At 66.1% G+C, this 22545-nt stretch carries 18 protein-coding genes; 10 read left to right on the top strand and 8 right to left on the bottom strand.

Annotation, left to right across the window (positions count from 1 at the left end; genetic code table 11):
* From sufD to OCH7691_RS12500, 4 genes are read right to left on the bottom strand one after another with little or no spacing between them, the layout of a single operon-like run.
* Positions 1-1323 carry a Fe-S cluster assembly protein SufD gene (gene sufD, locus OCH7691_RS12515; RefSeq protein WP_176245033.1) on the bottom strand — a complete coding sequence of 441 codons (1323 nt, stop codon included), beginning with the start codon at positions 1321-1323 and terminating at the stop codon, positions 1-3.
* 19 nt (positions 1324-1342) lie between these two features.
* The gene (gene sufC, locus OCH7691_RS12510; RefSeq protein WP_085883872.1) at positions 1343-2089 is read right to left on the bottom strand and encodes a Fe-S cluster assembly ATPase SufC; all 747 of its coding nucleotides are present in this window, start codon (positions 2087-2089) and stop codon (positions 1343-1345) included.
* A gap of 35 nt (positions 2090-2124) precedes the next feature.
* Positions 2125-3591, bottom strand: coding sequence for a Fe-S cluster assembly protein SufB (sufB, locus tag OCH7691_RS12505; RefSeq protein ID WP_085883871.1), 1467 nt, complete (start codon positions 3589-3591; stop codon positions 2125-2127).
* Between the two features lie 25 nt (positions 3592-3616).
* Entirely contained in the window at positions 3617-4084 is a 468-nt protein-coding gene (locus tag OCH7691_RS12500; RefSeq protein WP_085883870.1) for an SUF system Fe-S cluster assembly regulator, read from the bottom strand.
* 210 nt (positions 4085-4294) lie between these two features.
* Here OCH7691_RS12500 and OCH7691_RS12495 point away from each other — a divergent pair, with 210 nt between their 5' ends.
* Together OCH7691_RS12495 and OCH7691_RS12490 are read left to right on the top strand one after the other, a co-directional pair.
* The gene (locus OCH7691_RS12495) at positions 4295-6130 is read left to right on the top strand and encodes an ABC-F family ATP-binding cassette domain-containing protein (protein ID WP_085883869.1); all 1836 of its coding nucleotides are present in this window, start codon (positions 4295-4297) and stop codon (positions 6128-6130) included.
* A gap of 206 nt (positions 6131-6336) precedes the next feature.
* The gene (locus OCH7691_RS12490) at positions 6337-8622 is read left to right on the top strand and encodes a hypothetical protein (protein ID WP_139839677.1); all 2286 of its coding nucleotides are present in this window, start codon (positions 6337-6339) and stop codon (positions 8620-8622) included.
* Between the two features lie 17 nt (positions 8623-8639).
* Here OCH7691_RS12490 and OCH7691_RS12485 read toward each other — a convergent pair whose 3' ends face one another.
* Positions 8640-9320: a TetR/AcrR family transcriptional regulator gene (locus OCH7691_RS12485; RefSeq protein WP_217807958.1), complete on the bottom strand. Its 681-nt coding sequence runs from the start codon at positions 9318-9320 to the stop codon at positions 8640-8642.
* Positions 9321-9532: 212 nt separating this feature from the next.
* Here OCH7691_RS12485 and OCH7691_RS12480 point away from each other — a divergent pair, with 212 nt between their 5' ends.
* The 8 genes from OCH7691_RS12480 to OCH7691_RS12445 all read left to right on the top strand — a co-directional run bounded on the left by OCH7691_RS12480 (position 9533) and on the right by OCH7691_RS12445 (position 19169).
* Entirely contained in the window at positions 9533-10879 is a 1347-nt protein-coding gene (locus OCH7691_RS12480) for an NAD(P)-dependent oxidoreductase (protein ID WP_085883867.1), read from the top strand.
* A 17-nt stretch (positions 10880-10896) separates the two neighbouring features.
* On the top strand, positions 10897-12171 hold the full coding sequence (gene preA, locus OCH7691_RS12475; RefSeq protein WP_085883866.1) for an NAD-dependent dihydropyrimidine dehydrogenase subunit PreA: 1275 nt from the start codon (positions 10897-10899) through the stop codon (positions 12169-12171).
* Between the two features lie 91 nt (positions 12172-12262).
* Positions 12263-13501 carry a Zn-dependent hydrolase gene (locus tag OCH7691_RS12470; protein WP_085883865.1) on the top strand — a complete coding sequence of 413 codons (1239 nt, stop codon included), beginning with the start codon at positions 12263-12265 and terminating at the stop codon, positions 13499-13501.
* 119 nt (positions 13502-13620) lie between these two features.
* Positions 13621-14451, top strand: coding sequence for an ABC transporter ATP-binding protein (locus OCH7691_RS12465; RefSeq protein WP_085883864.1), 831 nt, complete (start codon positions 13621-13623; stop codon positions 14449-14451).
* The gene (locus OCH7691_RS12460; protein ID WP_085883863.1) at positions 14441-15367 is read left to right on the top strand and encodes an ABC transporter permease; all 927 of its coding nucleotides are present in this window, start codon (positions 14441-14443) and stop codon (positions 15365-15367) included. Before OCH7691_RS12465 ends, OCH7691_RS12460 begins: the two co-directional genes overlap by 11 nt.
* The gene (locus tag OCH7691_RS12455; protein WP_085883862.1) at positions 15364-16515 is read left to right on the top strand and encodes an ABC transporter permease; all 1152 of its coding nucleotides are present in this window, start codon (positions 15364-15366) and stop codon (positions 16513-16515) included. The genes OCH7691_RS12460 and OCH7691_RS12455 overlap by 4 nt, the downstream gene beginning before the upstream one ends.
* Before the next feature lie 25 nt (positions 16516-16540).
* Positions 16541-17539 (top strand): ABC transporter substrate-binding protein, encoded by a 999-nt coding sequence (locus OCH7691_RS12450; protein WP_085883861.1) that lies wholly within the window; start codon positions 16541-16543, stop codon positions 17537-17539.
* A 289-nt stretch (positions 17540-17828) separates the two neighbouring features.
* A complete protein-coding gene (locus OCH7691_RS12445) occupies positions 17829-19169 on the top strand; it encodes a cytochrome P450 (RefSeq protein WP_139839676.1) in 1341 nt (446 codons plus the stop codon).
* A 24-nt stretch (positions 19170-19193) separates the two neighbouring features.
* Here the strand turns inward: OCH7691_RS12445 and OCH7691_RS12440 are convergent, their stop codons facing one another.
* The 3 genes from OCH7691_RS12440 to OCH7691_RS12430 all read right to left on the bottom strand — a co-directional run bounded on the left by OCH7691_RS12440 (position 19194) and on the right by OCH7691_RS12430 (position 22531).
* The gene (locus OCH7691_RS12440) at positions 19194-21086 is read right to left on the bottom strand and encodes an ATP-binding protein (protein ID WP_176245032.1); all 1893 of its coding nucleotides are present in this window, start codon (positions 21084-21086) and stop codon (positions 19194-19196) included.
* The gene (locus OCH7691_RS12435; RefSeq protein ID WP_085883858.1) at positions 21083-21595 is read right to left on the bottom strand and encodes a putative pterin-binding protein; all 513 of its coding nucleotides are present in this window, start codon (positions 21593-21595) and stop codon (positions 21083-21085) included. Before OCH7691_RS12435 ends, OCH7691_RS12440 begins: the two co-directional genes overlap by 4 nt.
* A 63-nt stretch (positions 21596-21658) precedes the next feature.
* The gene (locus OCH7691_RS12430) at positions 21659-22531 is read right to left on the bottom strand and encodes an ABC transporter substrate-binding protein (protein ID WP_085883857.1); all 873 of its coding nucleotides are present in this window, start codon (positions 22529-22531) and stop codon (positions 21659-21661) included.
* Positions 22532-22545: the final 14 nt, after the last annotated feature.

Genomic DNA, 22545 nt, shown 5'->3' with positions numbered 1-22545 from the left:
TCAGCTCCCTTCCTTCTCCGCGCGGATCCAGTCCTCCACGCGCTTGCCGAATGCCTCGCGGACCGGTTCGCAGGTGATCTTCTCGATCGCGTCGCGCAGGAAGGCCTCGACCAGCAACGCGCGTGCCGTGTCCGTGTCGATGCCGCGGGCACGGAGATAGAAGAGCGGTTCCTCGTCCAGTTCGCCGATCGTCGCGCCGTGGCTGCATTTCACGTCGTCGGCGAAGATCTCCAGCTCCGGCTTGGCGTCGGCGCGGGCCTTTGGCGACAGCAGGATCGCCCGGCTCTGCTGGTTCGCGTCGGTCTTCTGGGCATCCTCGCGGACGATGAAGCGGCCCTGGAAGACGCCTGACGCGCGGTCGTCGAGCACACCCTTGTAGACCTCGTCCGCACGCCCGTCGCCGACCTTGTGGTCGATGACGGTGGTGTTGTCCGAATGCTGCGTGCCGCGCTGCAGGTAGATGCCGTTCAGCTTGCACTCGACGTGATGGCCCTCGATCGCGACCCGGATCTCGTTCCGCGAGAGCGCCGCGCCAAGTGTCAGCACGAAGCTTTCCATGTCGGCCTTCTCGGCGAGCTCGGCGGCGACATGCGCCAGGTGCTGTGCCTTGATGCTCTCGTCCTGGATCCTGTAGTGGCGGAGCGCGCTCGACGGGCCGGCGAAGATCTCGGTGACCGGATTGCTGAAATAGGCCGCGTCCGGCGCGCCGACATGGCTCTCGATCACGGTTGCCCGCGCGCCTTCGCCGAGCCGGATCACGTTCCGGACATGCCAGGCGGCATGGGATGCCGCGCCGCCATGGAAGACGATCTCGATCGGGGTCTCGATCTCGACGCCCGGATCGATCGCGAGCACGTAGCCGTCGCGCATGAAGGCGGTGTTGAGCGCCAGCACACCTTCACCCTGCCACGGCACGAGGCGGCCGAGGTCAGACTCCAGCAGGTCCGGCGTTTCCGCGAGCGCCGCGCCAAGCGACAGCAGGCGGGCGCCGGCCGGCAGGGCGGGAGAGGAGGCGGCCGCATCGAGCCGGCCGTTGACGAAGACGAGGCGGGCCCCGTCGCCGAACCGCGGCAGGCCGGACGGCGCGTCGGCAGACGCGCTGTCGTTGGCCGGCACCGCCAGGTCGGACGCCTTGAGCGGGCGGAGGTTGGTGTATTTCCAGTCCTCGACGCGGGGTTCCGGCAGGTCGAGGTCGGCGAAACGCGCCAGCGCGCTCTCCCGCAGGCTTCGCAGCCAGCCGAGCTCGGCGCCGGGAAGCGCATCCAGCGTCTTCGGAAAGGCCGCCAGGTAGCGGGCGCGCAGTCCTTCGGGGCGGTTGGTCATCGGCTCTCGCTTTCCCACCTCAGGCCGCGCTCGCGATATCGGCATAGCCTTTTTCCTCGAGCTCGAGCGCGAGTTCCTTGCCGCCGGAACGGACGATCCGTCCGCCTGCCATGACGTGTACATGGTCCGGCACGACATAGTTCAGCAGGCGCTGGTAGTGGGTGATCATCAGGGTCGAGCGATCAGGGCCACGCATCCGGTTGATCCCCTCCGAGACGATCCGCAGCGCGTCGATGTCGAGGCCGGAATCGGTTTCGTCGAGCACCATCAGCGTCGGCTCCAGAAGCGCCATCTGCAGGATCTCGGCCCGCTTCTTCTCGCCGCCGGAGAAACCGACGTTGAGGAAGCGCTTGATCATGTCGTCGCCGATTTCCAGCTCCTTGGCGCGGGCGCGGACGAACTTCAGGAAGTCCATGGCATCGAGTTCGGCCTCGCCGCGATGGCGGCGGACCGCGTTGACCGCGGTCTTGAGAAAGGTCGCGGTCGGTACGCCCGGGATCTCGACCGGATACTGGAAAGCGAGGAAGACCCCCTCGCGCGCCCGTTCCTCGGCATTGAGGGTGAACAGGTCCTGGTCGCGATAGCGGACGGTCCCGCCCGTCACCTCGTAGCCCTCGCGACCGGCGAGGACGTAGGAGAGGGTGCTCTTGCCCGAACCGTTCGGGCCCATGATCGCATGCACTTCGCCGTCGCCGATGTCGAGCGAGAGACCTTTCAGGATTTCCTTGCCGTCGACGGTGACGTGCAGATCCTTGATTTGCAGCATGACGTGACTTTCCTGCCTGTACGGACGCGCCGGCCTCAGCCGACCGAACCTTCGAGTGAGATGCCGACGAGCTTCTGGGCCTCGACGGCGAATTCCATCGGCAGCTGCTGCAGCACTTCCTTGCAGAAGCCGTTGACGATGAGCGAGAGCGCGTCTTCCTCGTCGATGCCGCGCTGGCGGCAATAGAAGAGCTGGTCCTCGCTGACCTTCGAGGTCGTGGCCTCGTGCTCGACCCGGGCGGAGGCGTTCTGGCTCTCGATATAGGGCACCGTGTGGGCGCCGCAGCGATCGCCGATCAGCAGCGAGTCGCAAACCGTGTGGTTGCGCGCCTTCTCCGCCTTCGGGCCCATGCGGACCAGGCCGCGATAGGTGTTCTGGGCGCGGCCGGCGGAGATTCCCTTGGAGATGATCCGGCTCCGGGTATTGCGCCCCAGGTGGATCATCTTGGTCCCGGTATCGGCCTGCTGCATGTTGTTGGTGATGGCGATCGAATAGAACTCGCCGACCGAGTTGTCGCCCTGCAGGATGCAGCTCGGATATTTCCAGGTGATCGCCGAGCCGGTCTCGACCTGGGTCCAGGAGATCTTCGAGTTCCGGCCCCGGCAGGCACCGCGCTTGGTGACGAAATTGTAGATTCCGCCAACCCCGTCGGCATCGCCCGGGTACCAGTTCTGGACCGTCGAATACTTGATTTCGGCATCGTCCAGCGCGACCAGTTCGACGACCGCCGCATGCAACTGGTTCTCGTCCCGCATGGGCGCCGTGCAGCCTTCGAGATAGCTCACGTAGGCGCCTTCCTCGGCGATGATCAGGGTGCGCTCGAATTGCCCGGTCTGGGCGGCGTTGATGCGGAAATAGGTCGACAGCTCCATCGGGCAGCGGACGCCCTTCGGGATGTAGGCGAACGAGCCGTCCGAGAAGACCGCAGAGTTGAGCGCCGCGAAATAGTTGTCGGTCGGCGGCACGACGCTCCCGAGGTACTTCCGCACCAGTTCGGGGTGGTTCTTCACCGCGTCCGAGAAGGAGCCGAAGATGACGCCTTCCTTCTCCAGCCGCGCCTTGAAGGTGGTCGCCACCGAGACGCTGTCGAAGACCGCGTCGATCGCGACGTTACGGACGCCGGCCAGCACTTCCTGCTCGCTGAGCGGAATGCCGAGCTTCTCGTAGGTCTTGAGAAGTTCCGGATCGACCTCGTCCAGGCTCTTCGGGCCGTCATCCTTCGATTTCGGCGCGGAGTAGTAATAGAGATCCTGGTAGTCGATCTTCGGAAAATCGACCCGGGCCCAGTCCGGTTCCTTCATCTCCAGCCAGTGACGATAGGCGCGCAGGCGCCATTCCAGCAGCCATTCCGGCTCGCCCTTCTTCGCCGAGATGAAGCGGACGATATCCTCGCTCAGGCCCTTCGGCGCCTGGACATGGTCGATGTCGGTGAAGAAGCCATACTTGTACTTCTGCTCCGCGAGCGAGGCGACCTGCTGGACTGTATCGGCACTTACGGCCATTGATCTGTCTCCGTACTGGGGCGTTTCAGAGTGCGGCGGCGGCTCGCGCCTTGCGCACTGCCCCCTTTGCCGTGCCATGAGGATAGGGCATCGGCGGCATCATCTCGGACAACCGGACGTCGTCGAGCGCCTGCCGGATCGCCCCGTTGATCTTGTTCCATCCGCCGCGCATCGGACAGCTGTCCTCGACGACGCAACTCAGGTCGCTGCCGTCGACGCAGGAGGTCAGCGCGATCGGCCCTTCGAGGGCGGCGACGATCTCCGAGATCCGGATCTCGCTTGCCGGCCGGGCCATGGAATAGCCGCCGTGGGCGCCGCGGTGCGAAAGCAGCAGCCCGCCGCGCGCCAGCATGCGCATCAGCTTGGCCACCGTCGGGACCGTCAGTCCGGTCGTCAGGGCGACGTCCGGGCCGGTCACGACCCGGTCGGGCTCCTGGGCGATTTGCGTCATGACCACGACGCCGTAGTCGGTCATTTTGCTCAGTTTTATCATGGCGGGCGGTTAATACCTGACCAATTTCGTCTTGTATAGGCCATATTGCGCAGTCGCCGGACGGAATCAAGGGCGCGGAAAGGGATCTCCGCACCGCGCGCCGCCCTTGGCGGAACCCCGGCCGATCCGATATGGTGCGCCGCCATCGCGCGGACGCGGCCTGTCGGCACGCGCAGTCTTCCCATCCCCTACCGGAGTTCCTGTTCGACCATGGCAACGGCGTTGATGACCCTTCGCGAAGCGCGTCTTGGCTTTGGCGAGAAGGAACTGTTCCGCGGCGTCTCGCTGGCCGTCCAGCCCGGCGACCGTATCGCGCTGCTCGGGCGGAACGGCAGCGGCAAATCGACGCTGCTGAAGGTCATGGCGGGGCGGATCGAGGCCGACGGCGGCGACCGCTTCATCAAGCCGGGCGCGCGCGCGGCCTATCTCGCCCAGGACCTGCCGCGGGTCCCGGGCCTGACGGTCGCGGGCTACATCGCCGAGGGGCTGGAGGAGGGCGATGTCGCGGCGGACGACTATCGCGTGCGCCGCCTGCTCGATGCCGTCTCGCTCGACGGCGGGACCGAGCTGCTGACGCTCTCCGGCGGCGAATCCCGGCGCGCGGCGATTGCCCGGGCCCTGATCGGCGAGCCGGACCTGCTGTTTCTCGACGAGCCGACCAACCACCTCGACTTGCCGACCATCGAATGGCTGGAGGGCGAGCTTGCCCGCAGCCGCGCGGCCACGGTGATCGTCAGCCATGACCGTGCCTTCCTGGCCCGGCTGACCCGGCGGACCTACTGGCTGGAGGATGGCACGCTGCGCGTCAACGAGGCCGGTTTCAATACGTTCGAAGCCTGGTCCGAGAAACTCCGCGAGGAGGAAGCGCAGTCGCTTGCCCGGCTTGCCAAGGAAATCGAGGTCGAGGAGCGCTGGCTGGCGCGCGGCGTTACCGCCCGGCGGCGGCGCAATCAGGGCCGGCTTCGCCGCCTGCACGATCTCCGGCGCGAGCGGCAGGAGCGGACCCGTTCCGACAAGGCGGCCGCGCTCGATCTCGAAACCGGCAAGGCGAGCGGGGCGCTGGTCATCGAGGCAACCGACCTGGTGAAGCGCTTCAAGCGCGACGGCGAAACGACCACGATCGTCGATGGCTTCTCGACCCGGATCATGCGGGGCGACCGGGTCGGCGTGATCGGCCCGAACGGGGCCGGCAAGACCACGCTGCTCCGCCTGCTGCTGGGCGAGATCGCGCCGGACAGCGGCACGGTCCGGCACGGCACCCGGCTCGAGATCGTCCATATCGACCAGCGCCGCGACCAGCTTGACCCCGAGGCGACACTCTGGGAATCGCTGGCGCCCGGCGGCGGCGATTCCGTGATGGTGCATGGCCGGCCGATCCATGTCGTCGCCTATCTGAAACAGTTCCTGTTCCAGGAGGCGCAGGCGCGCAGTCCGGTTCGATCCCTATCCGGCGGCGAAAAGAACCGGCTCCTGCTTGCGATCCTGCTGGCCAGGCCCTGCAATCTCCTGGTTCTCGACGAGCCGACCAACGACCTGGATCTTGAGACCCTCGAACTCCTGGAAGAGCAACTCGCGGATTTCGACGGGACGGTGTTGATCGTGAGCCATGACCGGGCATTCCTCGACCGCACGGTCTCGAGCCTGATCGCCGTTGAGGGAGAAGGGGAAATCGCCGAATACGTGGGCGGTTACGAGGATTACCAGAGAGAAAGGTCCAGGACAGCGCGGCGCGAACCCGCCGGACGGAAGGCGGCCGCGGCCGGCTCGCCTCCGGCGGAGAAGGGGCAGAAGGCGCCGGCCCGGCGGAGCGGGCTGAGCTACAAGGACAAGCGCGAGTATGAGGGCCTGCCGGCGCGGATCGCGGCGCTGGAGGCGGAGATCGCCAGGCAGGAGAAGGCGCTTGCCGATCCGACGCTCTATGGCCGTGACCCGGACCGTTTCCACAAGCTTGCCGGCGCCCTCGACGCGGCACGTGCGGAACTGGCCGCGGCCGAAGAACGCTGGCTCGAACTCGAGATCCTGAAGGACGAGCTTCAGGGGAGCTGAGCGCCGTATCGCCGGTCACAGAATCACGCTTTCCTAATTTCCTTCCCGCGCACGCGGCGGCATACTCGGATCGCGGCTGGGGGTCGTGGCCGAATGGCGGGATACACGCCCGATTCGGCGGTTTTCGGGGAAGGGAGAGCGAGATGTGGCGGCATTTTGTCGGCGCAGCGACTGCATGCGCTGGTCTGGTGGTCCTGGCGTGGCCGATGACGGCGGCGGCTTTCGAGATTCCGGATTGCGAGGGCCTGTCCGGCTGGATCGAACGCGGGACCGCGGCCGAGCCCAGGCGGGTCAATGAAACGATGTCGCTTTCGGGCCTGTTCGGCGACGAACTGAGCACCGGGGTCTTCGGAAACCGCGCGATCGACTGGAGCAGCGAGGACGTCAAGGCACTGAACGTTGCCCTGGCCGGCTGCGGGAAGGAGGCGCGTCGCGCGAAGGACAAGGATGTCGAGGGCCGGTTCAATGTCGCGCGCAACGCGGTCAACAAGGAGATCCGCAACGCCGTCGTCCGGATCGAGCGGGCCCGGGCAGCGGTTGCCGAAGGGGAGGCCGTCCTGCTCGCCGCCCCGGCGAGCGCCGAATTCTACCTTGCGCTCGGCGATCTGCCGGGCGTCGGCGCCGACATCGTGGGGCGGGCGCCGCGGCGCCAGATCACGCCCGAGGCGGCGGTGGCGATCCGGACGCTGGGCCAGCAGGTCGTCTACATGCCCGAAGAGGAATGGGCCGAGACGACCGGACGCCTCAACGCGCGGCGCGACGAGATCAAGGTCGGGCTCCTCGACGAGGTGCGGACCGAGATCGCCAATGCACCGGAGAGCGCGGACGGGTTGCTGTCGACCCGTGAGATGATGTCCGAGATCGACACTCGCTTCGGCAACGGTCTCGACGACGCGGAACGCGCGGATATCGCGAAGGCCGTTGAAGGGCGGAGCGAGGCGATCCGTGCCGCACTCGCCGCGTCAGGCGGATTTCAGCCGCCGACCTGCGAGGACCTGTTCCGCTGGGGCGCGACGATCGACTGGTCGAGGGCGCGCAACACCCGGCAGGGGCCATTCTATCTCTTCATGCTCGACGACCGGATCGTCCCGGTATTCGGCCGGTCAATCCGAGACTGGGACGAGGCGGATGCCGCCGCCTATGACCGGCTCTACCAGTCGTGCGAGGCACGGGCCCGGTCGGGTGATCCCGCCTTGCTGGAACTCTACCGGAACCGTGGCGCGAATGCTCGCGGTCCGGCGGCGCGCCTACAGCAGAATGTTCCGGCGCTCGAGGACTATTACGAGGCGTTGGCTGCGCTGGAGGAGAACCAGGGCGCCATTGCCGGCGTCAGCGTCGACCGGGCGGGCCTCGATGCCCTGCAGGGTCTGGTCAATGACCCGCGCCTCGCGGCACTCGACCAGGACGAAAGGCGGCAGCTCAATATCGCGGTCGGGACGAAACGGGAACAGATCGCCAGGGAATACCTGAAGCCGGATATCGAGCGCCTGTCGGATTTCGACGACGACCTGGAGGGCCTCAAGGCGCTCTCCGCCTATGCCGCGGAACGACGGGCCGATTACGCACGATTCCTCCGTCCGATCGAATGGCTGCCTTTCGACCAGGCTTACCGCAAGGCGCGGGCCACCGTGGCCGAGGGCGCCTTCGAGGAATACCAGGATTATCTGGCGGATCTGCCCGAGAACGCTGAATCGATCGCGACCATAGACGCGGCGGTTCAGTCGCTTGCCGTCGACGGGATGAGTGCTGACCTGGGGCCGTTCGTCGCGGCGAGCCAGAAGCGGGCGGCGGATATCCTGACCGCAGTCCGGGAAAAGGAATGCCGCGATGTGCAGGACGAGGCGGATCTCGGCTCCCGCGACCGGAAACGGATCGTTCTCGGACCCGACGGCAAGGTCGAACTGGGCAGGATGGTCTGCGCGCTCGCCCGGGCCGGCAACAAGGTGCACGAGTTCGACGACGGCGACGATGACACCTACGAGCTGAAGCTCACCTCGACCGACCAGAACTACCAGACGGTGATCTTCCACGAAGCCGAAATCGGTCCGGACGAGACCGGACTGGTCGGCAAGGCGGTCAGCGACGCGAACGGGCGGCACGAACTGAGCCTGCTCGAATGGAAGGGCTATATCGCGACCATGCTGGCCGGTCAGAGCGGGCTCGCCGCCCTGTCGTCGGGGGCCGCCGCCTACTCGGGAAACAGCGCGGCCGGGATACAACCGCAATCAGACCTGCGTCGCGAATATGCCCGCTGCCGGACCCGTGTCCGCGACATGGAGGCGCGCAACCTCACGCCGGAAACCATGAGCGCGGAGGAGAAGCAAACGCTGGTTTCATGCCTTGTCCGGTTCGGCCAGACGCTCGCCACGACAGCGATCGAGGATGGCCGCTGCGAGCAGTTGCTGGCGATGCCCGAGAGCCAGCTTTCGCCGGAACAGCGGGACGACGCGCTGGCCTGCACGATGTTCCAGCAGATGCTGGCGTCGGAATAGCGGGACGGGGCGGCGGCTCAGTCGTCGCCCCCGTGTCGCGCGCCGGTCGGGGCCGTTTCCAGCCCCAGCGCCCGCATGACGGTCGTGACGATTTCCGCCGAGGCGCGGTCGTAGTCCTCGGGCTTCAGCTTGTCGCCGCGGCCGAGCACGGCGGCGCATTGCGACTGGAAATCGGCGTAGGTCTGGGTCATCGCCCAGATATTGAAGAACAGGAAATAGGGATCGATCGGGGCGATCTTGCCCTGGGCAATCCATGCCTGGATGACCGGGACGCGGGCGTCGATCCAGTCGCGCAGTTCGTTCGACAGGTACCGCTTGAGCCGGGGCGCGCCCCGGATCAGCTCGTTGGCGAAGACCCGGGACGCCTCGGGCTGGGAACGGGACAGTTCGACCTTCGCCTCGATGTAATGGGTGAGCGCCTCGCGCGGGTCGTCGTCCGCCGTGATGTCATGCAGGGCATCCAGCCACAGCTTCAGGATATTATCGAGAACAGCCCGATAAAGTTCTGATTTCGTTCTGAAATAATAGTGGACATTGGCCTTTGGTAGGCCGGCCCGCTCGGCGATCGCCGCAGTCGTGGCGCCGCGGAATCCGGCGTCGGCGAAGACCTGCTCGGCAGCCTGCATGATCCGGGCCTCGTTGAGCTGGCGAATTCGCCCGGGGCTGTTGTCCGTGGTTTCGGCAGTGCATTCGTTCACTGACGGCGTTCCTTCATCCCTTGGTTCCCTGCGAGCCTGCCGCGCACCGACGCCTGGCCCGTTTTATCGTTCCGGCCGGATGTCGCAAAAGCGGGATCCGCGCCGGCGCCAAACTTCTTGACCGTTTGGTCAGGTTACCACTAAGCTCATAAATGAAAAAGAGATTGAAGATCGGAATAACCGGTCTGGATCATACAGGTTAGAGGCGTGGAATGAGCGAAAGTTCGGGTATTGCGGCCGGGCGGCTGTCTGCCGTCGACGTGGCGGCGAATTTCACCGACGTCAAGGATCCGCTGGATCGGCGCCGGGCCCTGATCGAAGCCAGTCGCTGCTACTTCTGCTATGACGCGCCCTGCATGGAGGCGTGCCCGACCGGCATCGACATTCCCAATTTCATCCGCAAGATCGCGACCGACAACGTGCGCGCTTCGGCGGTCAATATCCTCGAGGAGAATATCTTCGGCGGGGCCTGCGCCCGGGTCTGCCCGACCGAGATCCTGTGCGAGGAAGCCTGTGTCCGCATGACCCAGGAGAGCAAGCCGGTCCAGATCGGTGCCCTGCAGCGGTATGCGACCGACTGGCTGATGGCGCGCGAGGGCCAGCCGTTCGAGCGCGGCGAGCCGACTGGCAAGCATGTCGCGGTGGTGGGCGCGGGACCCGCCGGGCTTGCCTGCGCTCATCGGCTCGCGATGCTGGGACACGAGGTAACCGTCTACGAGGCGCGCGAGCGGGCCGGCGGGCTCAACGAATATGGCATCGCCGCCTACAAGGTCCCGGGCGGATTTGCCCAGTCCGAGGTCGATTTCATTACCGGGATCGGCGGCATCACGGTCGAGTGCGGCAAGGCGCTTGGCCGCGACGTCACGCTGGCTGCGCTCCGGCGCGATCACGATGCGGTCTTTCTCGGCTGCGGTCTCGCCGGTGTCCGGGCCCTCGGCGACGAGGGCGAGAGCCTGTCCGGCGTCGTCAACGCGGTCGATTTCATCGCCGCGCTGCGCCAGGCTGACGATCTGACGACGCTGCCGGTCGGTCGCCGCGTCGTGGTGATCGGCGGCGGCAACACGGCGATCGATGTCGCGGTGCAATCGAAGCGGCTCGGCGCGGAGGACGTGACACTGGTCTATCGGCGCGGCGCCGACGACATGAGCGCCACCTGGCACGAGCAGGAATTCGCCCAGCAGAACGGCGTCCGGCTGAAACTCTGGGCCAGGCCGGTGCGTATCCTGGGGACCGGCGGCAAGGTCACCGGCGTCGAGTTCGAATATACCCGGCGCGGCGCCGACGGCACGCTTGCCGGCACCGGCGAGACCTTCACGATCGAGGCCGACCAGGTCTTCAAGGCGATCGGCCAGATGCTGGTGCCCGACCCGCTGGTCGAGGGCGGCAACCAGGTGCTGGCGCTCGACGGCGGCAAGATCGTGATCGACGACGACCGCGCGACCTCGTTGCGCGGTGTCTTCGCCGGCGGCGACTGCGTCGCGACGGGCGAGGATCTCACAGTTCAGGCCGTGCAGGACGGCAAGGTCGCGGCGCACGCGATCGACCGCTTCCTGCGCTGAGCCGAAGGAGAGGGACAATGGCAGATCTGCGCTGCGAAATCGGCGGCATCAAGTCGCCCAACCCGTTCTGGCTGGCCAGCGCGCCGCCGACCGACAAGGAATACAACGTCGTCCGGGCGCTACGCGCCGGCTGGGGCGGCGTCGTCTGGAAGACGCTCGGGCTCGACCCGCCGGTCGTCAACGTCTCCTCGCGCTACGGCACGCTGACCGTCGACGGCCAGCGGATGACCGGCTTCAACAATATCGAGCTGATCACCGACCGTCCGCTCGAGGTCAACCTGCGCGAGATCAAGCAGGTCAAGCGCGACTGGCCGGACCGGGCGATCGTCGTCTCGCTCATGGTGCCGTGCGAGGAGCCCTGCTGGGAGACCATCCTGAAGCAGGTCGAGGAGACCGGCGCGGACGGGGTCGAACTCAATTTCGGCTGTCCGCACGGGATGTCCGAGCGCGGCATGGGATCGGCCGTCGGCCAAGTGCCGGAGTATGTCGAGATGGTCGCCCGCTGGTGCAAGAAGCATTCGCGGATGCCGGTCCTGGTCAAGCTGACGCCGAACGTCTCCAGCATTCTCGGCCCGGCCCGGGCCGCGGTCGCGGGCACCGCCGACGGGGTCTCGCTGATCAACACGATCAATTCGATCGCGTCGGTCGATCTGGACGTGATGGCGCCGACGCCGACGGTCGACGGCAAGGGCGCCCATGGCGGTTATTGCGGCCCGGCGGTCAAGCCCATCGCGCTCGCCATGGTGGCCGAAATCGACCGCGACCCGGAATGCCGGAACATCCCGATCTCGGGCATCGGCGGGGTCTCGAACTGGCGCGATGCGGCGGAATTCATCGCGCTCGGCTCGACAACCGTGCAGGTCTGCACCGCGGCGATGCATTACGGCTTCAAGATCGTCGACGACATGATCACCGGCCTGAACGACTGGATGGACGTAAAGGGCTACCGGACGATCGAGGACTTCCGGGGCCTGGCGACCCGGAACTACGTCAACTGGCAGGATCTCAACATGAACTACGAGATCGTCGCCAGGATCGACCAGGATCTCTGCATCAAGTGCGGGCTCTGCCATGTCGCCTGCGAGGACACCTCGCACCAGTCGATCGCGGCGATGCGCGTCGACGGGGCGCGGCGCTACGAGGTCGTCGAATCGGAGTGCGTCGGCTGCAATCTCTGCATGCATGTCTGTCCGGTGGACGGCTGCATCACCATGCACCGCGTGGACGAGAACAAGCCCTACGTGACCTGGAAGGACGATCCGCGCAACCCGATGCGGCAGGCGGCGGAGTAGGGTGGCACCGGTACCCGGGCGGTGACGCAGAAGCGCCGACCGGATACCGCTAAGAAACTGGATCAACAATCGAATACAGGGATTTGGCCGGGTGCAGAATTTGCAGGTTGATGGCGACAGGCTCTGGCAGAGCCTGATGGAGATGGCGAAGATCGGCGCCACCGAGAAGGGCGGCGTCTGCCGTCTCGCCCTTACCGATCTCGACAAGGCGGGACGCGATCTGTTCGTATCCTGGTGCAAGGAGGCCGGCTGCAGCGTCAGCGTCGACAAGATGGGCAACATCTTTGCCCGGCGGCCCGGCCGGAACGAGGACATGCCGCCGGTGATGACCGGCAGCCACCTCGACACCCAGCCGACCGGCGGCAAGTTCGACGGCGTCTACGGCGTGCTCGCCGGCCTGGAGGTGATCCGCTCGCTCAACGATCACCGGATCGAAACCGAAGCGCCGGTCGAGGTCGCGGTCTGGACCAACGAGGAAGGCTCGCGCTTCGCCCCGGCGATGGTCGCCTCGGGCGTGTTCGCCGGGGCCTTCGACCTCGAGTACGGGCTCAGCCGCGCCGATCTCGACGGCAAGACGATGGGCGAGGAACTGGCACGGATCGGCTATGCCGGTGATCGCGAGGTCGGCGGCCGCCCGATCAAGGCCTTCTTCGAGGCGCATATCGAGCAGGGGCCGATCCTCGAGGCGGAGGAGAAGACCATCGGCGTGGTTACCGGCGCCCAGGGCCAGCGCTGGTACGAGATCACGCTGACCGGGCAGGAGGCCCACGCCGGCCCGACGCCGATGAAGGTCCGCAAGGACGCGCTGGTCGGCGCCGCGCGCATCGTCGGCGAGGTCAATCGGATCGGCCTCGCGCATCAGCCCTACGCCTGTGCCACGGTCGGCCTGATGCAGGTCAGCCCGAATTCGCGGAACACGATACCGGGCAAGGTCTTCTTCGCCGTCGATTTCCGTCATCCCGACGCCGATACCCTGGCGCAGATGGATTCCGAACTGCGGGCCTTCTGCGACAAGGTGACGGCCGAGATCGGCGTCGAGATGGCGTTCGAGCAGATCTGGTACTCGCCGCCCGTCGCCTTCGACCCGGATTGCGTGAACGCGGTCCGCAAAGGGGCGAAACTGGCGGGGTTCGGCCATATGGATATCGTTTCCGGCGCCGGCCACGACGCCTGCTACATCAATCGCGTGGCGCCGACGGGGATGATCTTCGTGCCCTGCGAGAACGGGATCAGCCATAACGAGGTCGAGAACGCAACGTCCGCCGATATCGCCGCCGGCTGCAACGTGCTGCTGCATGCGGTGCTCGAACGCGCGAACGCGCTGTCCTGACCGTTTGCCCGAAATTGTGCGGTGCGGTAACGTCGTGACGAGCAGCGCCGGCCGGCCGGCCGACGCGGCCCTGCCGGCGCCGGCCGCGCCGCAATTCCAGATGTCTGACGGGTAGTTTCATGACCAAGACCGTTGCCCAGGCGGCAGCCATCGACAGAACCGCGGAAGGCCGCCGGACGGTCGTCGAGGCGCGCGATTTATCGCTCGTATTCGAGACCGCGGACGGGCCGGTTCATGCCCTTGCCAATGTCGACCTGACGATCGGCGAGAACGAATTCGTTTCCTTTATCGGACCGTCCGGCTGCGGCAAGACGACCCTGATGCGGGTGATCGCCGATCTCGAACAGCCGACCGGCGGGACGATCTCGATCAACGGGATGACGCCGTCGGAAGCCCGCGAGCGGCGGGCCTATGGTTATGTCTTCCAGGCGGCCGCGCTCTATCCCTGGCGCAGCGTCGAGCGCAACATCGCCCTGCCGCTGGAAATCATGGGAATTCCGCGTGCCGAGCGGAAGCGCCGCATCGAGCATTATCTCGACCTGGTCAATCTCGGCGGCTTCGGCAAGAAGATGCCGTGGCAGCTCTCGGGCGGCATGCAGCAGCGGGTCTCGATCGCCCGCGCGCTCTGCTTCGATCCCGATCTCCTCCTGATGGACGAGCCGTTCGGCGCGCTCGACGAGATTACCCGCGATCACCTGAACGAGCAGCTCATCCAGCTCTGGGCGCAGACCCGGAAGACCGTCGTCTTCGTCACCCATTCGATCCCCGAAGCGGTCTTCCTGTCGAGCAAGATCGTCGTGATGTCGCCCCGGCCGGGCAGGATCCTGAAGGTGATCGACTGCAACCTGCCGGCCGACCGCCGGCTCGACATCCGCGAGACGCCCGAATTCCTCGCCATCGCGCATGAAGTGCGGGAGGGGCTCAGGGCCGGGCATTCCTATGACGACTGACGCCGCCACCGCGGGCGGGCGCCCGGCGCCGGGCCTCTGGGCCCGGTTGCGGGACGGGCGGACGCTGCCGATTCTGACCGTGCTCGGCTGCCTGCTGATCGCCTGGTATGTCGGCGCGATCTTCATGAATGCCGACATCGTGCGCGACACCTTCAAGCGCCAGGGCAAGACCTACACGACGGCCGAACTGGTCGATGCCACCTGGTCGATGGAGCGTCCGATCCTGCCGGCGCCGCACCAGATCGCCGTCGAGATCAACGAGACGGTCTTCCAGAAGAAGATCACCTCGAAACGGAGCCTCGTCTATCACACCTGGATCACCGCCTCGGCGACCCTGCTGGGCTTCGTCTTCGGCACCGTTCTCGGGGTCCTGATCGCGGTCTGCATCGTCCATGTGCGGACCCTCGACCGCAGCCTGATGCCCTGGGTCATAACCTCCCAGACCATTCCCATCCTGGCGATCGCGCCGATGATCATCGTCGTGCTCGCGAGCGTCAATCTGGTCGGCCTGATCCCGAAATCGATCATCTCGATGTATCTCTGCTTCTTCCCGGTGACGATCGGCATGGTGAAGGGGCTGCGGTCGCCCGACGTCATGCAGCGCGACCTGATGCGGACCTATTCGGCCTCGCAGATGCAGGTCTTCTGGAAGCTTCGCCTGCCGGCCTCGGTGCCGTTCCTGTTCACCAGCCTGAAGGTGGCGATCGCGATCAGCCTGGTCGGCGCCATCGTCGGCGAATTGCCGACCGGCGCGGTCGCCGGGATCGGTGCCCGGCTGCTTGCCGGCTCCTACTACGGGCAAACGATCCAGATTTGGTCGGCGCTCGTCGTCGCCTCCCTGCTCGGCATGGTCCTGGTCTTCGCGGTCAGCGCGATCGAACGATTAGTGCTGTCGCAAATGGGGGCGCAGCGATGAGCCGGGGCAATGCCGTGCCGATCGATCTGCCGGTCGCGGGCGCGCTGCTGCTCGGCCTCGTGGCGTTCGCCCTGCCGGCCGGCCACGGCGACGCGGCTGCGGGCGAGACGGTCCGTCACTGGTGGACCGGCGGCTGGCCGCTGTTCGCCATCGCGCTGCTGATCGCCACCGCGGCGGGCTGGCTGGTGGCCGACCGGCGCGGGCTGGCCGGCGGACCGGCAAGCGGGCTCGCGCTCGCCGCCGTGACCATCGCCGCCGCCATCGGCGGCCTCGACATCGTCATGCAGGCGCCGGGCACGGCCGGCTGGGGCCTCTGGATCTTCGTCGGCGCGCTCGGCCTGAGTGCCTGGCGGGCGATGGAGGTCCTGACCCGCGACGGCACGGAAAGCGGGATCTACGCGCTGATCGTCCCGACGCTCTTCGGACTCTGGCTGCTCTATCTCTGGGAGATCGTCGTGCAGGGCTTCGGCATCCCGCGCGTCCTGCTGCCGGCGCCGAGCCAGATCGCCCAGGTCTTCGTTGCCAACACCGACACGCTGCGCGCCGACTTCTACCAGACGGTGATGAAATCGGTGCTCTCGGGCTTCGCCTTCGGCTGCGGCTCGGGCTTCCTGATCGCGGTCCTGGTCGACCGGGTGCCGTTCCTGCAGCGCGGCCTCCTGCCGCTCGGTTCGCTGGTCAGCGCCATACCGATCATCGGCATCGCCCCGATCATGGTGATGTGGTTCGGTTTCGACTGGCAGTCCAAGGCGGCGGTGATCGTGGTGATGACCTTCTTCCCGATGCTGATCAACACGCTGGCCGGCCTCAACGCCGCCGGCAGCATGGAACGGGACCTGATGCGGTCCTACGCCGCCGGATACTGGCAGACCCTGCTGTTCCTGCGGCTGCCGAACGCGATGCCGTTCATCTTCAACGCCTTGAAGATCAATTCCACGCTGGCGCTGATCGGCGCGATTGTTGCAGAGTTCTTCGGAACGCCGATCGTCGGAATGGGATTCAGAATCTCGACCGAGGTCGGTCGAATGAACATAGACATGGTCTGGGCGACGATCGCCGTCGCGGCGATTTTCGGCAGCATGTTCTATGGGGGACTGGCGCTTCTCGAGAGGGCAGTGACCTCTTGGCACCCGTCCTACCGGCGATAACCAGAACGACAACAGGAGAGGTTGGATGAGAAAACTCGGATTGATGGCGACGGCCGCGGTACTGGCGCTTGGCATCGGCACCGCTGAGGCCAAGGACGCGCTCACCGTCCAGCTCAAGTGGGTGACCCAGGCACAGTTCGCCGGCTATTACGTGGCCAAGGACAAGGGCCTCTACGACGAAGCCGATCTCGACGTCACGATCAAGCCGGGCGGCCCCGACATCGCGCCGGCCCAGGTTCTCGCCGGTGGCGGCGCGGACGTGATCATCGACTGGATGCCGTCGGCGCTGGCAACCCGCGAGAAGGGTGTGCCGCTGGTCAATATCGCCCAGGTCTTCGACAAGTCGGGCATGATGCTGACCTGCCGCAAGGACGCCGGGGTCAATTCGCCGGACGACTTCAAGGGCAAGACGCTCGGCGTCTGGTTCTTCGGCAACGAGTATCCGTTCCTGTCCTGGATGGACAAGCTCGGCCTCAAGACCGCCGGTTCCGATGCCGACATCGCCGTGCTGAAGCAGGGCTTCAACGTCGATCCGCTGCTGCAGAAGCAGGCCGCCTGCGTCTCGACCATGACCTACAACGAATACTGGCAGGTCATCGACGCCGGCCTGACGCCGGAAGAGCTCACGGTCTTCAAGTACGAGGATCAGGGCGTCGCGACGCTCGAGGACGGTCTCTATGCCCTCGAGAGCTCGCTCAATGACCCGAAGATGGTCGACAAGCTCGCGCGCTTCGTGAAGGCCTCGATGATGGGCTGGAAATGGGCCATCGAGAATCCGGACGAAGCGGCCGAGATCGTTCTCGAGAATGACGCCAGTGGCGCCCAGACCGAGAAGCACCAGAAGCGGATGATGGCCGAGATTGCCAAGCTGATTGCCAATGACGGCGCGCTCGGCAAGCTCGACCCGGCCGCCTACCAGCGGACCGTTGATATCCTGCTCAAGACCGATTCCACGCCGGTCATCTCCAAGGAGCCGGTTGGCGCCTGGACGCATGATGTCTGGAACAAGGCGATGGGAATGTAGTTCCGACGCCTGCAAGGGAAGACGGAGAAGGGGGGCTCGTGCCCCCCTTTTTCTTTCGCTGCCCCGGCATCCGACTGTCGGAAGGCGGGGAAACGGCAGACATTGTTAACCTTCTTCCTGCAATTTACCCACGGAACATGTTCAATCGGAATCCCCCACGTTCCCATCGCCCGCAAGGCCTGTGCGGGTGGCCACACCGGTCGGCAAGCGTGCGGACTGGCCGTGTTCATTAGTGTTTCCCATGTGTTGTATCGTGAGTCCTGAAAATGCCTGAAGGGCGGAGGCAGCTGTGAGTACGAGTGCAGGCAAGTTGGGCCTCTTCGAGATCTACCGGCGACTGAACAGGGACCCGGAATCGCTGTTCCGCAGCATCGATCCGAGGGCAGGGCTCGGAATCCGCCGCTTCCTGTTCCGCAAGACGATGGTGATCTGGAAGCCGGAACACCTGCATCACGTCCTCGTCGGGAATGCCCGGAACTATGACAAGTCGCCGCTTGCCCGCGCGCTGTTCAGACCGATCATCGGCAACGGCCTGCTGGTCAGCGAGGGCTCGTTCTGGCGCCGGCAGCGGCGGATCGCGGCGCCGGCCTTTCACCACCGGCGGATCCGCGAGTTCGCGCGCACCATGCAGGAGGAGACCGACGCCCAGGTCGATGGCTGGTGCGATGCCGTCGCGCGGGGCGAAAGCATCGACATGCTGCGCGAGATGTCGAAGCTGACCGTCGAGATCATCTGCAGGACGATGTTCAGCCAGGGCCTCGACGCGGCCGACAAGGCCGCGGTGGGCCAGGCGATGAATGCCTTGAACGAGCGCGGCACCGTCGTCCGGGTCCGCGACCTGATCGGCGTGCCGGAATGGTTCCCGCGGATCGAATCGGCGGCCACCCGGCGCGCCATGGCGGTTCTCGACCGCATCATCGAGCCAATCATCAGAAGCAGGCGCGCGGATCCGACCGATCGTGGCGACCTTCTGTCGATGTTCATGCTCGCCCGCGACGAGGAAACCGGCGAGGGAATGTCCGACAGGCAGCTTCGCGACGAGGTCATGACGATGTTCCTCGCCGGTCACGAGACGACCGCGACCACGCTCGCCTGGGCGGCCCACGCGCTCACGACCTGGCCGGGCGTGCAGGAACGGCTGTGCGCGGAAGTCGACGCGGTCGTCGGTGACCGCGCCGTGGCGTTCGAGGATCTGCCGAAACTGCCCTATGCGCGGCAGATCATCGAGGAAACGATGCGCTTCCACCCGACGGTGCCGCAAATCGCCCGCGATGCGCTCGACGACGATGTGATCGACGGCGTTCCCGTGCCGAAGGGCACCATCATGACCGTGCAGATCTGGCTTGCGCACCGCAATCCGGAGGTATGGGAGGAGCCCGAGCGCTTCGATCCCGATCGCTTCTCGCCGGAGGGCAGCGCCGACCGGCCGCGTCTCGCCTACCTGCCCTTCGGGGCCGGGCCGCGCATCTGCATCGGCAACAGCTTCGCGATGATGGAGGCTCAGATAATCCTGGCCACGATCGCCCGCCGTTTCCGGTTCGTCGAAACCATCGCGCCGCAGGTCAGGGGGTTTGGAACGATCGTCCTGCGGCCGAAGGGGGGCATGGCGGTACGGCTGGAGGCGCGCTGAGCGCCACCTCGCGGTCGGCCAACCTCAAGCCGTCTCGCGCTTCTTCCGGCGGGCGGCCGACGCCACGCCTTCGCGACGGCTTGGCCGGTCCAGTGCAACGCGCATGGCGTTGGCGATCTGGGCGGCGGTGAACGGCTTGCGGATCAGGATCTCGTGGTCGCGGATCGCGCCCCGCTCATGCAGCGCCGAGGGGGCGTAACCGGAGAAGAACATGTAGGGAAGGCCGGGCTGGACCTCCTGCGCCCGGTCGACCAGTTCCGCCCCGTCGATCGCGCCGGGCAGCATGACGTCGGTCAGCAGGAGATCAACACCGGCGCCATTCTCCAGGATGGCCAGTGCGTCGTTGGCGCATTCCGCGCTGACCGGCCGGTAGCCCAGATCCTCGAGCATGGTGTGCACCAGGCCCCGGACATCCTTGTCGTCCTCGACCAGCAGGACGGTCTCGCCGCGGCCCGTGGGGAGGATCTCCTCGTTCTCGTCGGCGTGCGCGAGCGTTCCGGCCGCTTCCGGAAACCGGATTCGTATTGCGGTTCCCTTGCCGGGCGCGCTGTCGATTTCGACCGTGCCATGGGACAGCTTGACGAACTTGTCGACCATCGCGAGACCGAGGCCGCTGCCCTTTCCCTGCCGCTTGGTGGTGAAGAAGGGTTCGACGGCGTTCCGTACGGTCTCCGGGTCCATGCCGGTCCCGGTATCGCGGATCGTCAGACAGGCGGTCCCCGCGCCGGCCGGGCTGTCTTCGGGTCTCTCCGGGTCGGTCGCTTCGCGGGTCACCTCGAGTGTCAGTTTGCCGCCATCCGGCATGGCGTCACGGGCATTCAGAACGAGGTTGATCACCGCCGCTTCCAGCAGGACCGCGTCCGCCTCGCAGAACACAGGCGCCTCGCTCGGCCGGTAGTCGAGACGGATCGCCGGCGGCAGGGCGCGGCGGACGAGCTCGATGGTCGTCGCGACATTGCGGTTCAGGTCGAGCAGTTCGGGACGGACCGGCTGGGCCCGCGAGAAGGCGATCAGGCGATGATTGAGAGCGGCCCCGCGGCGGCCTGCCTCGATCGCATGCGCAATGAAGCGATGCGCCGCGTGAATCCCGGGAAGCCGCGCCTTGGCCATTTCCAGGTTGCCGAGAATGACCGAAAGAAGGTTGTTGAAGTCGTGCGAGATGCCGCCGGTAAGCTGGCCGACGGCCTCCATCTTCTGGGCCTGGCGAAGGGCGTGTTCCTGACGTTTGCGGTTCGCCATCTCGCGCTCGAGCTCGGCGGTTCGCTCGGCAACGCGGCTCGCCAGTTCGTCGTTCAGCGAATTCGCGCGCCGGCGCTCGGCAACGATCAGCCCGCACAACAGGACGAAACAGGTCATGATCGCGATCAGGCTGCCGACGATAAGGCGGCTCAGCTGCGACAGGACGTGATGCTCGTACGCCAGTCCTTCCGTGCGCCGGACCATCGATTCGTGCGAGATGACCGCCAGTGCCGGCGCAAGTGCCTCCAGTTGCTCGACAGCGCCGAACAGTTCGGCCGGGTCGGGACGCAGGCTGGACCCCATGAGCGGCTCCATTTCGTGGAGTGCGAGGCGCGCCCGTTCCAGGAGTTCCGGCACGTCCTCCAGCGCCATCAGGTAGCGGCCGACCGATCCCTTCCCGGCGCTGTCGATGCGGCTCCAGAAAATGTCGAAACGGGCGCGGACCTTTCGCCAGGTGGCCTCGTTCGGGACGGCGCGGTAATGCTCCAGGGCGTTGGTAAGCGACAGCAGTTCCATGTCGATCTGGCGCGAGAACCAGACCGTCGTGTCGACATATTTCATCGTGCTCGCGCCGAACTGGTTGCGAAGCTGGATATGCATCGCCATCAGCGCGATCGCCAGCGCCAGGATCATGACGGCGAGTCCGGTGAAGGCGACTTTCCTCGTCGTGGTGATCACTCGACCACGAGCTCCTTCAGCTGCCATACCGCCCGGGCGTGATAGAGGTTCAGTCTGAGTTCCGGATGGTCATCCCACGGATAGATGATCCAGAACGGCCCCTTGTTGCGCAGGCTGAGCGGCTCGTCGTCGACGCAAACCGCAAGGAGCACGTCATAACTCTCGATGTCCTCGAGCGGTATCTCGACGACATAGTCATTGTAGGCGGTTGCGCGCAGCCGCGTTCCGGTGGCGCCCAGGCGGGCGACGAGGTCGCGCAACAATACCCCGGAATAGACATGTCGGCCGTCGGTCCAGGGTGTCGCGGTCACGATCTCGTGCTGCGGCATGGCCTTTACCATCGCCTGGTCGAGTCGTAGCACGGGCGCGTCGGCGCCGTCGCCGCGTACCGTCAGTTCCAACCGTGTCAGCGAGCCTTCGGCGACATGCTCACCCGCCGTTGCCGCATGAAGCGGCCCGGATGTGAGAAGGGCGGCGACCAGTATCAGGATCGGGCCGGCTGAACGCATGAGAGGAGGCCTCATATTGTTGTTTTCACATTCCGGCGACGCCGCGCGGGGCTTCGTTCGCCGTCAGTTGATGACGGGCGCGCCGCGGCCGTTGGGGAAGAAGGCCTGTTCGCCATGCAGGCGGAACGCCGCGATCGCAGCCTGTCCTTCCGGATCGATCAGCCAGTCGGCAAAGGTCTGCGCGTCCGCGACCTTTACATGCGGGTGCTTCTTCGGGTCGATGACGATCACGCCATATTGGTTGAAGAGCGCCTTGTCGCCCTCGTAGACGATCCTGTGGCTGCCCTTGTTGGCGAAGCCGAGCCAGGTCCCGCGGTCGCTGAGCGCATAGGCATCCATCGCGACGGCGGCGTTGAGCGTCGCCCCCATCCCGGCGCCGAGTTCCCGGTACCAGTCGCCGCTGGCTGCCGCGGGATCGATCCCGCTGGCTTTCCAGAGCGCCTTCTCCGCCTTGTTCGTGCCACTGTCGTCGCCCCGGCTGGTGAACGGAATGGCGCTCTCGCCGATCCGCCTGAAGGCGTCCGCGGCGTTCGCGGCGGTTGCCAGGCCTGCCGGATCGTCAGCCGGGCCGACGACGATGAAGTCGTTGTACATCACGTCGTAGCGCTTGATGCCGTGCCCGTCGGCGACGAGTTTTTCTTCCGACGGCTTGTGATGGACGAGGATCACGTCGGCATCGCCGTTCTGGGCGATCCGGATCGCCTGCCCGGTGCCGACCGCGACGACGCGGACCGCGATCCCGGTCTTTGCCTCGAAGATCGGCAGCAGGTAGGCGAACAGCCCGGAATTGTCCGTCGATGTGGTCGAGGCCAGCGTGATGAAGCGCTCGCCGGCCTGGGCCGGCGCAAGAGAGGCGAGGCCGATCGCGCCGACGGCGATGAGCGGCAGGAACAACTCTTGCAGACCACTGACGATACGGCGGACGACATGATGCATCGGCTTCGCGCCGC

The organism is Oceanibacterium hippocampi (assembly GCF_900172325.1).
GTDB classification, from domain to species: domain Bacteria; phylum Pseudomonadota; class Alphaproteobacteria; order Sneathiellales; family Sneathiellaceae; genus Oceanibacterium; species Oceanibacterium hippocampi.
The sequence above is the reverse complement of the archived record's forward strand: the minus strand, read 5'-3'. Positions and strand labels throughout refer to the sequence as shown.